General features: G+C 72.7%; 14 protein-coding genes. 6 read left to right on the forward strand and 8 right to left on the reverse strand.

Translation table 11 applies throughout. The features are described 5' to 3' along the window. Nucleotides 1-5: 5 nt before the first annotated feature. The 6 genes from LTT61_RS26375 to LTT61_RS26400 all read right to left on the reverse strand — a co-directional run bounded on the left by LTT61_RS26375 (nt 6) and on the right by LTT61_RS26400 (nt 4831). Nucleotides 6-443: an SRPBCC family protein gene (locus tag LTT61_RS26375; protein ID WP_233016716.1), complete on the reverse strand. Its 438-nt coding sequence runs from the start codon at nt 441-443 to the stop codon at nt 6-8. Nucleotides 444-489: 46 nt separating this feature from the next. Continuing rightward, a complete protein-coding gene (locus LTT61_RS26380; RefSeq protein ID WP_233016717.1) occupies nt 490-885 on the reverse strand; it encodes a polyketide cyclase / dehydrase and lipid transport in 396 nt (131 codons plus the stop codon). 91 nt (nt 886-976) lie between these two features. Beyond that, on the reverse strand, nt 977-2104 hold the full coding sequence (locus LTT61_RS26385) for a glycosyltransferase family 4 protein (RefSeq protein WP_233016718.1): 1128 nt from the start codon (nt 2102-2104) through the stop codon (nt 977-979). 10 nt (nt 2105-2114) lie between these two features. Further along, nucleotides 2115-3062, reverse strand: coding sequence for a hypothetical protein (locus tag LTT61_RS26390; RefSeq protein WP_233016719.1), 948 nt, complete (start codon nt 3060-3062; stop codon nt 2115-2117). Nucleotides 3063-3067: 5 nt separating this feature from the next. Further along, a complete protein-coding gene (locus LTT61_RS26395) occupies nt 3068-4123 on the reverse strand; it encodes an NlpC/P60 family protein (protein WP_233016720.1) in 1056 nt (351 codons plus the stop codon). Between the two features lie 156 nt (nt 4124-4279). Further along, complete coding sequence (locus LTT61_RS26400; RefSeq protein ID WP_233016721.1) at nt 4280-4831, reverse strand: C40 family peptidase; 552 nt, start codon at nt 4829-4831, stop codon at nt 4280-4282. Between the two features lie 470 nt (nt 4832-5301). On the opposite strand from LTT61_RS26400, the gene LTT61_RS26405 reads away from it, so the two are divergent. Both LTT61_RS26405 and LTT61_RS26410 read left to right on the forward strand, forming a co-directional pair. Beyond that, nucleotides 5302-7227: a DEDD exonuclease domain-containing protein gene (locus tag LTT61_RS26405; RefSeq protein ID WP_233016722.1), complete on the forward strand. Its 1926-nt coding sequence runs from the start codon at nt 5302-5304 to the stop codon at nt 7225-7227. 17 nt (nt 7228-7244) lie between these two features. Continuing rightward, nucleotides 7245-7520: an Lrp/AsnC family transcriptional regulator gene (locus tag LTT61_RS26410; RefSeq protein WP_067655137.1), complete on the forward strand. Its 276-nt coding sequence runs from the start codon at nt 7245-7247 to the stop codon at nt 7518-7520. Nucleotides 7521-7529: 9 nt separating this feature from the next. On the opposite strand, the gene trpD is transcribed toward LTT61_RS26410, so the two are convergent. Both trpD and LTT61_RS26420 read right to left on the reverse strand, forming a co-directional pair. Next, a complete protein-coding gene (gene trpD, locus LTT61_RS26415) occupies nt 7530-8630 on the reverse strand; it encodes an anthranilate phosphoribosyltransferase (RefSeq protein WP_233016723.1) in 1101 nt (366 codons plus the stop codon). A gap of 95 nt (nt 8631-8725) precedes the next feature. Then, nucleotides 8726-9121 carry a hypothetical protein gene (locus tag LTT61_RS26420; protein ID WP_233016724.1) on the reverse strand — a complete coding sequence of 132 codons (396 nt, stop codon included), beginning with the start codon at nt 9119-9121 and terminating at the stop codon, nt 8726-8728. Between the two features lie 96 nt (nt 9122-9217). Here LTT61_RS26420 and LTT61_RS26425 point away from each other — a divergent pair, with 96 nt between their 5' ends. The 4 genes from LTT61_RS26425 to LTT61_RS26440 are packed head-to-tail and all read left to right on the forward strand — an operon-like array spanning nt 9218 to nt 13623. Then, nucleotides 9218-9829: a cytochrome c oxidase subunit 3 gene (locus LTT61_RS26425; RefSeq protein WP_233016725.1), complete on the forward strand. Its 612-nt coding sequence runs from the start codon at nt 9218-9220 to the stop codon at nt 9827-9829. Nucleotides 9830-9881: 52 nt separating this feature from the next. Then, on the forward strand, nt 9882-10745 hold the full coding sequence (locus tag LTT61_RS26430; RefSeq protein ID WP_233016726.1) for a c-type cytochrome: 864 nt from the start codon (nt 9882-9884) through the stop codon (nt 10743-10745). After that, nucleotides 10742-11947, forward strand: coding sequence for a ubiquinol-cytochrome c reductase iron-sulfur subunit (locus LTT61_RS26435; protein WP_233016727.1), 1206 nt, complete (start codon nt 10742-10744; stop codon nt 11945-11947). The genes LTT61_RS26430 and LTT61_RS26435 overlap by 4 nt, the downstream gene beginning before the upstream one ends. Beyond that, complete coding sequence (locus LTT61_RS26440; RefSeq protein ID WP_233016728.1) at nt 11944-13623, forward strand: cytochrome b; 1680 nt, start codon at nt 11944-11946, stop codon at nt 13621-13623. The genes LTT61_RS26435 and LTT61_RS26440 overlap by 4 nt, the downstream gene beginning before the upstream one ends. Nucleotides 13624-13660 lie beyond the last annotated feature (37 nt).

Consider the following 13660-nt stretch of genomic DNA (forward strand, 5'->3'; position numbering starts at 1 on the left):
ACCGGTCAGCCTTCGACCCGCTTCTTCAGTTCCTTCAGCGCGGTGTCGGTGATGACCTTCTCGGCCTTGCGTTTGAACATGCCGATCATCGGGATGTTCAGGTCGACGGTGAGCTCGTAGACCACCCTGGTGCCGCCGCCGGGCTGGTCGGTGAGCTCGTAGCTGCCGTCCTGCGCCTTCTGCAGCTCGCCCTCGAGCAGCGTCCAGCTCACCGCGCGGCCGTCGGCGCGCCAGTCGTAGCGCAGCACGTAGGTGTCCTTGACGACGCCCGCGTCCAGCACGAAGCGGGCGGTGCCGGCGCGGCCGTCGGTGCCGACCTCGAGCACATCGACGGATTTCGCCGCCGCGACCCACTCCGGGTACCGGCCGAGATCGGCGATGACGGCCATCACCTGCTCCGCGGGGGCCTCGACGACGATCGATCTCTGGGTCCGGTCGGCCATGGCTGGCGGCGGTTCCTTTCGACGGGTGCGGTGGTCGGCAGCCGGCTCACGAGACGAGCAGGTCCGGCCCTGGCGTGACGCCGGCCGGGCGGTCCGCCTCCAGCCGGGACTTGATCTCGAACGACATCTCCTTGCCCGCGATCCGGCGCTCCCTGGCCAGCGCGGCCAGGCGGCGCGGGGCGGGCGGCTCGCCCGCGGGGTCGGCGTGCAGGAAGTAGTGCAGGATCACCCCGTCCAGCGATGGCTCCAGCCACACCTCCATGGAACCGGTCACCGCACCGCGCACGATCCAGCGCATGCCCTTGTCACCGCGGTCCTCGCGGACCTCGAGCTCGAGCTCCGGCCACCAGCGGCGCCAGTGGTTCGGCGCGCCGAGCACCTCCGCGACGGCCGCCCCCGGCGCGGCGACGAAGGTCTGGTCGGCGACCACGATGCTGCTCACCCCGGTGACTGTAGTGGACCGATGTGACGCAGCCGACCGGGGTGCGGCCGAGCGGCGCCGCGCCCGCTTCCGCCGGGCGGTGCGCTCCCGATCAGCGCAGCAGCTGCCGCAGCCGGGCGCCGTGGCTGTCCCAGCGCCAGTCCCGCTGCACCCACGCGCGCCCGGCGGCGCCCATGGCGGCCGCGCGGTCCCGGTCGCCGAGCACGTCGACGAGGGCCCGGGCCAGGTGCGGCACCGAGCGGCCGTCGACCACGTACCCGGTCTCGCCCTCGCGCACCGTCTCCGGGGCGCCGCCGGAGCGGCCCGCCACCACCGGGACGCCGCTCGCCGACGCCTCCAGGAAGACGATGCCGAGCCCCTCGACGTCCAGCCCGGCGCCGCGGGTGCGGCACGGCATGGCGAAGACGTCACCGATGGTGTGGTGCGCGGCCAGCTCGCCGGATGGCACCCGCCCGGTGAAGACCACGTGGTCGGCCACCCCCGAACTCGCGGCGAGCCTGCGCAGCCGCTGCTCGTCCGGGCCGCTGCCCGCGATCACCAGCACCGCGCCGTCGATCTGCGCGCGCACCGGGCGCAGCGCCGCGATCAGCGCGTCCTGCCCCTTGCGCGGGACCAGCCGGGAGAGGCACAGGATGGTGGGGCGGTCGCCGAGGCCGTACCTGGCACGCAGCTCGGCGCGGGCCGCCGGATCGGGCTGGAAGACCTCCGGGTCGACGCCGGGCGGCAGGTACTCCAGTGCGGCGTCCGGGCCGAAGGCGGCGGCGAACCGGCCGCGGGTGTACTTGCTGACGTAGGTGACGACGTCGGTGTGGTCGCCGATCACCCGCAGCGACTGCCGCGCGGCGGGCAGCATGGACCAGCCGACCTCGTGGCCGTGCGTGCTGGCCAGGATGCGCTCCGCGCCCGCGCGCCGGAGCAGCGGCGCGAGCAGCGCGAGCGGGGCGGCGGCGCCGAACCAGACGGTGTCGCAGCCGTGTTCGCGCAGCAGCCCGCCGGCCCGGCGCAGCACGGCGGGGGTGGGCAGCATGAGCGTGGTCGGGTGCCGCACCACGCGGTACTTCTGCGCGGCGTCGAACCGCTCGTGGCTGTCGCTGCGCCAGCGCGGGGCATAGACGACGAGGTCGTCCGGGGGGAGCTGTTCGGCGAGCGCCTGCAGGTAGGACTGGATGCCGCCCGGCCGAGGCGGGAAATCATTGGTGACCAGCAGGGTTCGAGCCATGCGGACAAACCTACCGGGCCGCGGCGGCGCCGCTCCGCTCGGCGATCCAGCCCAGCCAGCCCGCCACCAGCTCGGCCCGGCCGACGCCGAGTTCGGCGCGCAGCGCGGCGTCCTCGCCCGCCGCGTCCAGCGGGCCCGCGGCCAGCCGCCGGTACAGCCGGGGCACGGCCTGCTCGCCGAAGGCGTCGGCGAGGTAGGCCTGCACCGACCAGGCCCGCTCGTACGCCTGCACGGCGTCCGGGCCGCGGAAGTCGGCGTCGGCGGGCAGGTCCGCCGGGCCCGCGCCTGCGCGCAGCGCGGCGGTGAGGGTGGGGGCGGTGGCGGTGAAGGCGGCGGGGCGCGCGCGGTGCGCGGTGTAGTCGGCGAAGCCCTCCAGCACCCACTGCGGGGCGGCGTCGGAGGTGGCGGCGCGCGCCGCGACGTGGGTGAGTTCGTGCCGCAGCAGCGTGCCGAGGCCGTCCGGGCCGAGCCTGCGGCCCGCGTCGGGGGAGAAGACGACGCGCTGGCCGGTCGGGGTGCTGCCCGGCCGGAAGGGGTCGGCGACGCTGGCGGCGGCGAGCTCCGGCGAGACCGGGCCGGTGGCCCGGATCAGCCCGGCGAACTCGGCGGGGCTGTCCGCGACGGCGAGCAGCGCGGTGCGCGGCCACCCGGGGCCCCACACGGCGGTGACGGCGTCGACCGCGGCGGGGAGTTCGGCGGCGAGCGCCGCGACGTCGGCGGCGCGGTCCGGGTGGCCGACCACCAGCGATTCGCCGCCCGCCGTCCGCGCTGTCTCGGCGGTGAGCGGGCCGTACGCCGCCATGGTCCGGCGGACCTCGGGGAGCCGGGGATGAGCCGCCGCGGCGGCGGAGAGCCCCGGCTCGCCCGGTTCACCCGGCCCCGACCGCAGGGTGAACAGCGCGACCCCGGCGCCGAGCAGCAGCACGATGGCCGCCGCGACCAGCGCCGGGCGCCGCACCGGGGTCAGTAGCGCCGGGCGGAGTGGTACGGGGTGCTGCTCATCGGCGCGACCGCGACCGGGACGCCGAAGGTGGAGGCGTGCAGCATGAGCCCGTTGCCGGCGTAGATCCCGACGTGCGAGATCTCCGGGTAGAAGAAGACGACGTCGCCGGGTTGCAGGTCTTCCTTCTTCACCGGGGTGCCGTAGCTCGCCTGCGCGGAGCTGGTCCGCGGCACGTTCTTGCCGACCTGCTTGAAGGCCCACTGCACCAGGCCGGAGCAGTCGAACTGGCTCGGGCCGGTGGCGCCCCAGACGTACGGGTCACCGACCCGGGTGAGCCCGGCGGCCAGCGCGCTGGTGCCGCTGCCGGGGACCAGCCCCTGCAGCAGGGTGTCGCGGTCGAAACCGGGCGGGAAGGGTGAACCGGCGAGCCCGGCCCGGTCGGTCGCGGAGAGCCTGCCCCACGCCTCGATCACCCGGGAGACGGCGCCGCTCAGGTCGTCCTGCTTGTGCCGCAGGTCGGCGCGGACGGCATCGGCCTTGTCGGCGGCGGCGCGGGCGGAGTCGGCGGCCGAACGGGCCTCGCTCTCGGCGGCCGAGGCGATGTCGGTGACGTGCCGGAACTTGTCCAGCTGCTCCTGGGTCTGCGCGGACATCACGTCCAGCGTGGACATCTGGTCGAGCAGCTGCTGCGGGGAGTCGCTGACCAGCACCGCGAACAGCCGGTTGGTGCGCGCGCCCTGGTAGGCGGCGATGGCGGTGCGGTCGATCATCGGCTGGTACCGGCGCACCTCGGCGCGGGCGGCGTCCAGCTGGGCCTGCGCGGCCCCGTGCTTGACGTCGGCGTCGTGCTGCGCGCCGAGCTTGGCGTCGAGATCGGACTCGGCATCGAGCGCCTGCTGGTTGAGCTGCTCGGACTGCCGGGAGAGGTCGATCATCTGCTGCACGGCGTCACCGGGGGTGGCGGGCAGCGCGACCGGGTCGGCGCCTGCCGGGCCGCTGCTGTAGAGCGTGACCGCGACCAGCGCGGCCGCGAACGCGCTCGCAACGGCACGAGTCCGGCTTCGGTGTGCTGCCACGATCTGTCGCGCCCCGTTCGGTCGGTGAGATGGGAACCCGCGAAGGTCTCGATCAGGTTACGGAACGGTCCCGGACCGTGTCCACCCGGGTGCGGGTCCCCGCGTTCCCGGCGCCGCGCGGTCGCGTGGCGCGGCGCCGGGAACCGGGGTGGTCGCTCAGAAGCGCCGCGCGCCGCTCACCGGCATGGAGGAGATCGGGGCGACCTTCACCGGCTGGCCGGAGGTGGAGGCGTGCACGACGTTGCCGTCGCCCGCGTAGAGGCCGGAGTGGCCGCCGCCGTAGAACGAGATCATGTCGCCGGGCTGCAGCTCGTCCATCGAGACGGCGGTGCCCGCCGACAGCTGGGCGCCGCTGGTGCGCGGCAGCTCGACGCCTGCCTCGGCGTAGGACCACTTGACCAGGCCGGAGCAGTCGAAGGCGTTCGGCCCGGCGGCGCCGTACACGTACGGCGAGCCGACCTTGGAGAGCGCGGCGTCCAGCGCCAGCTCGCCCGCGGTCTTCTGCGGTGCGACGAACGGCGGGGCGCCGGGGAGCTCGATGCCGGGCAGCCCCTGCGGGATCTGGACGGCGTCCGGGACGTCGAAGGTGCCGACGCCGGGGATGGTGATCGGCTGGGCCGAGGCGGGTGCGGCGGGAAGGAGAAACGCGCCGGTGATGGCTGCTCCGACGGCTCCTGCGGCCAGGGCGCGCTTGGCGGTCTTCGCCATGATGCGGTCTTCCTCTCTGCCTCACGGCTCCGTGAGGTCTCGAGAAGGTTACGAACAGATCACGGGGGGTTGTAAAGCCCGGGGTCTGCGACATCCGGACATTTCGGAGAGAGGGCCATGCATATCTGAGTTCGATCTCACAGCAATCACGAAATGGTAACTCCGGGAAACGCCACATCGACCGAGGGGTCTGGTCCGGGCGTGTCAGATTTCGGATCAGCGGGGTGCTGAAGGATGTCTGCGCACTTGAGAGCGGTTTAGGTCGAGAGAACCGTTATTGCTCCGCCGCGGCTCGCATGCGTGGTTCGAAAGCGAGTCTTGCAGACCGTACGTCCGGTATGGATCTGATTCGAAGGTGATAGCCGATAGGAATATCCGAGACTCCGATCACATCGTCGTATCTCGGACGGTCCGCACGGGTAATTACACGCATGTCGCCCGTGTCGGTGGCTCCGTTTACGCTGCCCGCCATGTCCGCGCAACTGGCGTTCGACGAGCTCGACACCCCGCTCTACGACACCACCTTCGTCGTCGTCGACCTGGAGACCACCGGGGGCAGCCCCGCGGCGGACGCCATCACCGAGATCGGCGCGGTCAAGGTGCGCGGCGGCGTGGTCCTCGGCGAGTTCGCCACGCTGATCGATCCGGGGCGCGCCATCCCGCCCGCGATCGTGCGCGTCACCGGCATCACCGACGTCATGGTCTGCGCGGCGCCCCGGATCGAGGCGGTGCTGCCCGGTTTCCTCGAGTTCGCCGCCGGTGCGGTGCTGGTCGCGCACAATGCCCGCTTCGACACCGCGTTCCTCAAGGCCGCCGCCGAGCGCAGCGCGACGCCGTGGCCGAATCCGCAGGTGGTCTGCACGGTGAAGCTGGCGCGCCGGGTGCTCGCCAGGGACGAGGCGCCGTCGGTCCGGCTCGGCGTGCTGGCCAGGGTGCTCGGCGCGAGCGTGCAGCCGACGCACCGGGCGCTCGACGACGCCCGCGCCACCGTCGACGTGCTGCACGCGCTCATCGGCCGGGTCGGCAACCTGGGGGTGCGCAGCCTCACCGAGCTGCTCGACTACCTCCCCGACGTCTCCGCCGGGCAGCGCGCGAAGCGCGGGCTGGCCTCCGGGCTGCCGACCGCGCCCGGCGTGTACCTGTTCCGCGGGCCGGGCGACGAGGTCCTCTACGTCGGCACCGCGGTGAACCTGCGCCGCCGGGTGCGCGGCTACTTCACCGGCTCGGAGACGCGCGGGCGGATGAAGGAGATGGTCGCGCTCGCCACCCGGGTCGACCACGTGGTGTGCGCGCACGGGCTGGAGGCGGGGGTGCGCGAGCTGCGGCTGCTGGTCGCGCACGCGCCGCCGTACAACCGGCGCTCCAAGTTTCCGAAGCGGGGGTGGTGGATCGCGCTCAGCGCGGAGCCGTTCCCGCGCTTCACCGTGGTGCGCGAGCCGGATCGGGTGGCGCTCGGGCCGTTCCGCTCCAGGGCGGACGCGGTTGACGTCGCCGCGAGCCTCGCCGAGTTCTGCGGGATCCGCACCTGTGCGGGGCGGTTGCCGAAGGGGGCGCGGCACAGCTGCCCGGCCGCCGTCGTCGGCGGGTGCCCGGCCGCCACCGCCGATGGGCTGGACGCGGCCGGGTACGCCGAGCGGCCGGACGCCGTGCGCGCGCTCTTCGCCGGGCGCGACGACGCGCCGCTGCGCGCCATGCTCGCCGAGATCGAGCGCCGCTCCGAGCGCGAGCACTACGAGGCCGCGGCGCGGCTGCGTGATCGGGCCGCGCAGGTGGTGCGGGCGCTGGCGCGCACCCAGCGGCTGGCCGCGCTGGCCCGGCTCCCCGAGCTGATCGCCGCCGGGCCGGACGGGGCGGGCGGCTGGGAGTTCGCGGTGATCCGCTACGGGCGGCTGGCGGGCGCCGGGTGCGCCCCGCGCGGCACCCCGCCGATGCCGGTCGTGGAGAGCATCGTCGCGGGCGCCGAGACCGTCGTCCCGCCCGCACCGGCGCGGCCGGGCGGAAGCGCGCCGCCGCCCCGCCGATCGTCGCCGAGTGCCGCCGCCATCGCCACGGCCCCCGCCATCGCCACGGCCGCTGACATCGCCACGGCCGCTGCCACCACCGCCGCCGAGGGCGACGGCGCCGCGATCGATGTGCCCGGGGACCGCGGCACCGTGCCGCGCGGTGCGATCGAGCCGGACGAGGACGCCGTCGCGCCGCTGCGCGGGGCCTCGCCGGAGGAGGTGGCGCTGGTAGTGCGCTGGCTGGCCCGGCCGGGGGTGCGCATCGTGCGCACCGAGATCGGCTACGCCGAGCCGCTGGCAGGAGCCGCCGGGCACCTGGCGTGGGCGGAGAAGGCGCGGGCGGCGGCCCGCCCGCCGGACCAGGAACGGGAGTACCGGGAACGGGCGGGCTGACCGCCTACGCTGGCACCATGATTACCGCGATCGTGCTGATCCACGCCGACAACGCCCGCATCCCGGAGACCGCGCAGGCGGTCGCGGACACCGCGGGCGTCACCGAGGTGTACTCCTGCGCGGGCGACGTCGACCTGATCGCCATCGTGCGGGTGCGCGACCACGAGCAGGTGGCCGAGGTCGTCACCGCCGGGATCGACAAGGTGCCCGGCGTGCTGCGCACCACCACGCACATCGCCTTCAAGTCGTACTCCAGCGCGGACGTGGAGGCGGGGTTCTCGCTCGGCGAGTGAACCCGGCGGTCAGCCCGCCAGCACCGCGGTGAGCGCGACCCAGCGGTCGAGCAGCTCGGCCGCCTTCCCGCCGTCCACCGCGGCGGCGGCGCGCTCGATACCGGCGCCGAGCGCGGCGTGCAGCGCGTCGCCGAGCGCCGGATCGTCCGCGGCCAGCGCGGCGGCGAGCTGGCCCGCGGTCTCCGCGCCGACCGCCAGGTCGTAGGCGACGATGGCGGCCGCCGAGTTCAGCAGCACGGCGTCCCGGACCGGGCCCTCCGCCCCGGCGAAGACGTCCCGCGCGACGGCGGCGTTCAGCACGGCGTCGCCGCCGCGCAGCGCGTCGAGGGGCACCAGCGCGATGCCGACCCGCGCCGGGTCGATCACGGCCGCGCGCCGTACCCCGCCGGAGACCACCCAGGCCGCGGTGATGTCCGAGGTGGTGATCTCGTCCAGCCCGTCGTTGCCGCGCACCACCAGCGCGCTCGCCCCGCGCTCGGCGAAGACCCCGGCGATCACCGGGAGCAGCTCGGGGAAGGCGCAGCCGACCAGCCCCGCGCGCGGCTGCGCCGGATTGGTGAGCGGGCCGAGCACGTTGAAGACGGTCGGGATGCCGATCTCCTTGCGCGCGGGGCCGGCGAAGCGCAGCCCGGCGTGGAAGAGCGGCGCGAAGCAGAAGCCGACCCCGACCTCGCGCACGCAGCGCGCCACCGCCTCCGCGCCGAGCGCGAGCCGCACGCCGAGCGCCTCCAGCACGTCGGCGCCGCCCGCCTTGGAGGTGGCGGCCCGGTTGCCGTGCTTGACCACCGGGACGCCGGCCGCCGCGACCACGACCGAGGACATGGTGGAGATGTTCACCGAGCCGGAGCGGTCGCCGCCGGTGCCGACGATGTCGACCGCGTCGCCCTCCACCCGGACCAGCGTGGCGTGGCCGAGCATCCCCGCGGCCATGCCGCCCAGCTCGGCGGGGGTGGGGCCCTTGATCTTCATGGCGACGCCGAAGGCGGCGATCTGGGCCGAGGTGGCGTTGTCCGAGAAGATCTCGTCGATCACCCAGGTGGTGTCGTCCGCCGTCAGGTCGCCGCCGTCGGCGAGTACGCCGAGCACCTGGGGCCAGCTGCGCACGCTCATCTCCACCCGTTCTTCCGTTCGATGTCGGGTTGCAGAGTAGTGCGGTTCGCCGCGCCCGCGCCGCCGGATTCCGCCCGGCGCCGGTTCCGCGCGGCTCAGCCCGGCTGCAGCGCCTCCCAGCCCGCGGCGACGCCGTCGTGGCGCTGGGCGAGCCCGGCCATGCGGGAGCGCTCCTGGGAGCAGTGCAGCGCGTCCAGCACCTGGACGCGCTGGAGGAGCAGCAGCCCGGGGTCGCCGGACTCGGCCCGCGCGTACCCGTCCTGCCCGGCCAGCTCGCAGACCCGCTCGACGTGCTCGGCCGGTACCCGGAGGTGGTGCCGGAGCACGACCTCGTCGCCCGGAACGAACCGATCGGCCCGTTCCAGCGCCGTCGACGCCGCCTCGGCATCGTCGAAACTCGCCGCCACCACGACCAGATCCGGGCGCGCCGGATCGAGCGGCACCGCCCGCGCCGAGCCGAACAGCCGCCGCCACCAGGGCCCCTCCGCCATCTCCTGCCTCCTTCTCGACGTGTTCTTCCCGACACGGCGGGAGCGACTTTCGCACCCGGCTACCTCTGTCGTACTACGGCGAGTCATACTTACCCCGTGACGACCGCAGTAGGGACCCAAGGATCGGCCATAACCCAGCGTGTGCATTCGCTGAACCGGCCCAACATGGTGAGCGTCGGTACCATCATCTGGCTGTCCAGCGAGCTGATGTTCTTTGCCGGCCTGTTCGCGATGTATTTCGTCGCGCGCGCGCAGGCGAACGGGAACTGGCCCCCGGAGCCCACCGAGCTGAACCTGGGTCTCGCCGTTCCGGTCACCGCGGTCCTGGTCGCATCCTCCTTCACCTGCCAGATGGGCGTCTTCGCCGCCGAGCGGGGTGATGTGTTCGGGCTGCGGCGCTGGTATGCCGTCACCCTGGCCATGGGCGCGTTCTTCGTCGCCGGGCAGGGCTACGAGTACTACCACCTGGTGCACGAGGGGACCTCGATCTCGAGCAGCGTGTACGGCTCGGTCTTCTACATCACGACCGGCTTCCACGGCCTGCACGTGATCGGCGGGCTGATCGCGTTCGTCTTCCTGCTGGCCCGCACGAAGATGAGCAAGTTCACGCCCGCGCAGGCCACCGCGGCCATCGTCGTCTCCTACTACTGGCACTTCGTCGACATCGTGTGGATCGCCCTGTTCGCGACGATCTACTTCGTCCGCTGACGCGGGCGTGGCGAAACGTAACGTCGGTTCCGTCTACTCCAAAGGGACACAGATGAGTTCATCTCCCCCGTCAGCGCCGAAGCCCGCCGGCCCCGGAAAGGGCGAGGCCGGCACGATCCGCAGGCAGCGCAGGCTGCGCAGGCGGATCGCGGGCGGCCTCGCGCTCCTGGTTGGACTGGTCGGAGCCGGGTTCCTCGCGACCGCCCTCACCCCGGAGCCCCAGGTGGCGACGGCGAACGAGGACACCTCCGCGCTCATCCGCGAGGGCAATCAGCTGTACGACACCTCCTGCATCACCTGCCACGGCGCCAACCTGCAGGGCGTCGAGGACCGCGGCCCCAGCCTGATCGGCGTCGGCGAGGCCGCCGTCTACTTCCAGGTGTCCTCCGGCCGCATGCCGATGACCCGCAACGAGGCCCAGGCCGAGCGGAAGCCCCCGAAGTTCGACCCGCAGCAGACCGACGCGCTCGGCGCCTTCGTCGCGGCCAACGGCGGCGGCCCGACCGTGATCCGCGACGCGAACGGCGAGATCGCCCAGGAGTCGCTGCGCGGCACCGACATCGGCCGCGGCTCCGAGCTGTTCCGGATGAACTGCGCCTCCTGCCACAACTTCACCGGTCGCGGCGGCGCGCTCTCCTCGGGCAAGTACGCCCCGCCGCTGGCGCCCGCCAGCGAGCAGCAGATCTACGCCGCCATGCTCACCGGCCCGCAGAACATGCCGAAGTTCTCCGATCGCCAGCTGAGCGACGAGGAGAAGCGCGACATCGTGGCGTACGTGCTGAACGTCAGGGAAGAAAAGGCGCCCGGCGGCTGGGACCTCGGCGGCTTCGGCCCCGCGACCGAGGCGCTCGCCCTCTGGGTGATCGGCGTCACGGCGGTCGTCGGTGCCGCGATGTGGATCGGAACCCGGGTATGAGTGCAGAGGAGCGCAACGACATGGTCCGGCCGGACGAGGGGTCCGAGAGCGCCGAGCGGCACGAGACTGCCGAGCGGAAGCTCGACCCCAAGGGCACCTTCACCTCCGAGCAGCTCGACGGGCTCTCCCGGGACGAGCTGGTCGCCATCGGCACCGCGCGCGACGACGTCGACGTCGCCTACCGGGCCGAGCGGTTCCCGGAGCCGGGCACCAGGGCCGAGAAGCGCGCGGAGCGGGCGGTCAGCTTCTGGTTCGCCGTCTCCGGCATCGCCGCGGCCGCGCTGGTCGGGGTCTTCCTCTTCTGGCCATGGGAGTTCAAGGGCGCGAACGAGGCGGGGCACGCCGAGTACGCGCTCTTCACCCCGCTGGTCGGGCTCACCTTCGGCATCTCGGTGCTGGTCATCGGCATCGCCGTGGTGCTGATCAGGAAGCGCTTCATCCCGCACGAGCTCTCCATCCAGACCCGCCACGACGGGCCGTCCGACGAGGTCGAGCGGCGCACCCTCGCCGCCCAGATGTCGGACGCGCTGGAGACCACGACGCTCGGCCGCCGCAAGATGATCACCCGCACCGCGGGCGCCGGGGTCGGCGTGCTCGGCGTCGGCGCGCTGCTGGTCTTCGTCGGCGGCCTGATCAAGAACCCGTGGGCCAAGCGTGACAAGTCGCCGCTCTGGGTCTCCGGCTGGACCCCGGACTACACCGGCGAGACCATCTACCTGCGCCGCGACACCGGTCGTCCCGAGGACGTCGTGCTGGTGCGGCCCGAAGACCTGGACGCGGGCGCCATGGAGACGGTGTTCCCGTGGAAGGAGAAGTGGCGCGGTGACTCGCACGAGACGCTGCAGTCGCTGCGCGGCATCCGCAATGCCGTGATGCTGATCCGGCTCCGCACCGAGGACGCGGAGAGCGCCATCAAGCGCAAGGGCCAGGAGAGCTTCAACTACGGCGACTACTTCGCCTACTCGAAGATCTGCACCCACCTCGGCTGCCCGACCTCGCTGTTCGAGCAGCAGACCAACCGGATCCTGTGCCCCTGCCACCAGTCGCAGTTCTCGGCGACCGAATGGGGCAAACCGATTTTCGGTCCGGCCGCCCGCGCCCTGCCGCAGCTGCCGATCACCGTCAATTCCGAGGGGTACCTCGTCGCCGCCCGCGACTTCATCGAGCCGCTCGGGCCCGCCTATTGGGAGCGTCGATCATGAGTGCTGAAGCATCGGGCGGCCGCGCGGCCGCCCAGCTGAACGAGCTGGACGAGCGGTACCGCGCCGCCGCCTTCGTGAAGCGGTCGGTGAACAAGGTCTTCCCGACCCACTGGTCGTTCCTGCTGGGTGAAATCGCGCTGTACGCCTTCATCATCCTGCTGCTGTCCGGCATCTACCTCACGCTGTTCTTCGACCCGTCGATGACGCACGTCGTCTACGACGGCGCGTACCAGCCGCTGCGCGGCGTCGGGATGTCGCGGGCGTACGAAACGGCGCTGAACATCTCGTTCGAGGTGCGCGGCGGGCTGTTCGTGCGCCAGGTGCACCACTGGGCGGCGCTGCTCTTCGCGGCCTCGATCATCATCCACCTGTTCCGCATCTTCTTCACCGGCGCGTTCCGCAAGCCGCGCGAGGCGAACTGGGTGATCGGCTCGCTGCTGCTGATCCTGGCGATGTTCGAGGGCTTCTTCGGCTACTCGCTCCCGGACGACCTGCTCTCCGGCACCGGCCTGCGCGCCGCCTTCTCCGGCATCACCATCTCGATCCCGGTGATCGGCACCTGGATGCACTGGCTGATCTTCAGCGGTGACTTCCCCGGCGACATCATCATCCCGCGGCTCTACATCGCGCACGTGCTGCTGCTGCCCGGCATCATCCTGGCCCTGATCGCCGCGCACGTCGCGCTGGTCTGGTACCAGAAGCACACCCAGTTCCCCGGCCCCGGCCGCACCGAGAACAACGTGGTCGGCGCCCGCATCGTGCCGGTCTTCGCCGCCGACCAGGGCGCGTTCTTCGCCTTCACCCTCGGCATCGTGGCGATCATGGGCGGCGTGCTGCAGATCAACCCGATCTGGAACCTCGGCCCGTACAACCCGTCGCAGGTCTCGGCCGGTTCACAGCCCGACTTCTACATGATGTGGACCGACGGCATGGCCAGGCTGATGCCGCCGTGGGAGCTGTACCTGGGTCGCTACACGATCCCGGCCGCCTTCTGGGTCGCGATCATCATGGGGCTGGTCTTCACCCTGCTCGTCGCCTACCCGTGGATCGAGCGCAGGCTCACCGGCGACACCGAGGTGCACCACAACCTGCTGCAGCGGCCGCGCGACGTTCCGGTGCGGACCGCGATCGGCGCGATGGCGATCACCTTCTACGTGGTGCTGACGCTCTCCTGCGTCAACGACATCATCGCGCTGAAGTTCGACATCTCGCTGAACGCGACCACCTGGATCGGCCGGATCGGCCTGCTGGTCGCACCGCCGATCGCCTACTTCCTGGCGTACCGGTTCTGCGTCGGCCTGCAGCGCAGCGACCGGGCGGTGCTCGAGCACGGCATCGAGACCGGCGTGATCAAGCGGCTGCCGCACGGCGAGTACATCGAGGTGCACCAGCCGCTCGGCCCGGTGGACTCGCACGGCCACCCGCTTCCGCTGGAGTACCAGGGCGCCGTGGTGCCCAAGCGGATGAACCAGCTCGGCTCGGCCGGCCAGCCCGGCACCGGCTCCTTCTTCCGGGCCGACCCGGCGCAGGAGAGCCACAAGAACTTCGAGCACGAGCACACGGAGGAGCGCAAGCAGCTCGCCGTGCTGCAGCGGGTGCAGGAGGAAGCCGAGCGCAACGGAAGCAACGGCCACAACGGAAGCAATGGCCACAACGGAAGCAACGGGCACCACTGACCCAGCGCTCCCGATCGGAACGGGCCCCGGATCCCAC

The sequence above is a fragment of the Nocardia asteroides genome (assembly GCF_021183625.1).
GTDB classification, from domain to species: Bacteria; Actinomycetota; Actinomycetes; order Mycobacteriales; family Mycobacteriaceae; genus Nocardia; species Nocardia asteroides_A.

What these genes read in the sequence shown, in the direction of transcription:
- LTT61_RS26375 (WP_233016716.1), bottom strand. Translation starts at nt 443, where the DNA reads ATGGCCGACCGGACCCAGAGATCGATCGTCGTCGAGGCCCCCGCGGAG.
- LTT61_RS26430 (WP_233016726.1), top strand. Translation starts at nt 9,882, where the DNA reads ATGAGTTCATCTCCCCCGTCAGCGCCGAAGCCCGCCGGCCCCGGAAAG.
- LTT61_RS26420 (WP_233016724.1), bottom strand. Translation starts at nt 9,121, where the DNA reads ATGGCGGAGGGGCCCTGGTGGCGGCGGCTGTTCGGCTCGGCGCGGGCG.
- LTT61_RS26385 (WP_233016718.1), bottom strand. Translation starts at nt 2,104, where the DNA reads ATGGCTCGAACCCTGCTGGTCACCAATGATTTCCCGCCTCGGCCGGGC.
- LTT61_RS26440 (WP_233016728.1), top strand. Translation starts at nt 11,944, where the DNA reads ATGAGTGCTGAAGCATCGGGCGGCCGCGCGGCCGCCCAGCTGAACGAG.
- LTT61_RS26405 (WP_233016722.1), top strand. Translation starts at nt 5,302, where the DNA reads ATGTCCGCGCAACTGGCGTTCGACGAGCTCGACACCCCGCTCTACGAC.
- LTT61_RS26410 (WP_067655137.1), top strand. Translation starts at nt 7,245, where the DNA reads ATGATTACCGCGATCGTGCTGATCCACGCCGACAACGCCCGCATCCCG.
- LTT61_RS26435 (WP_233016727.1), top strand. Translation starts at nt 10,742, where the DNA reads ATGAGTGCAGAGGAGCGCAACGACATGGTCCGGCCGGACGAGGGGTCC.
- trpD (WP_233016723.1), bottom strand. Translation starts at nt 8,630, where the DNA reads ATGAGCGTGCGCAGCTGGCCCCAGGTGCTCGGCGTACTCGCCGACGGC.
- LTT61_RS26400 (WP_233016721.1), bottom strand. Translation starts at nt 4,831, where the DNA reads ATGGCGAAGACCGCCAAGCGCGCCCTGGCCGCAGGAGCCGTCGGAGCA.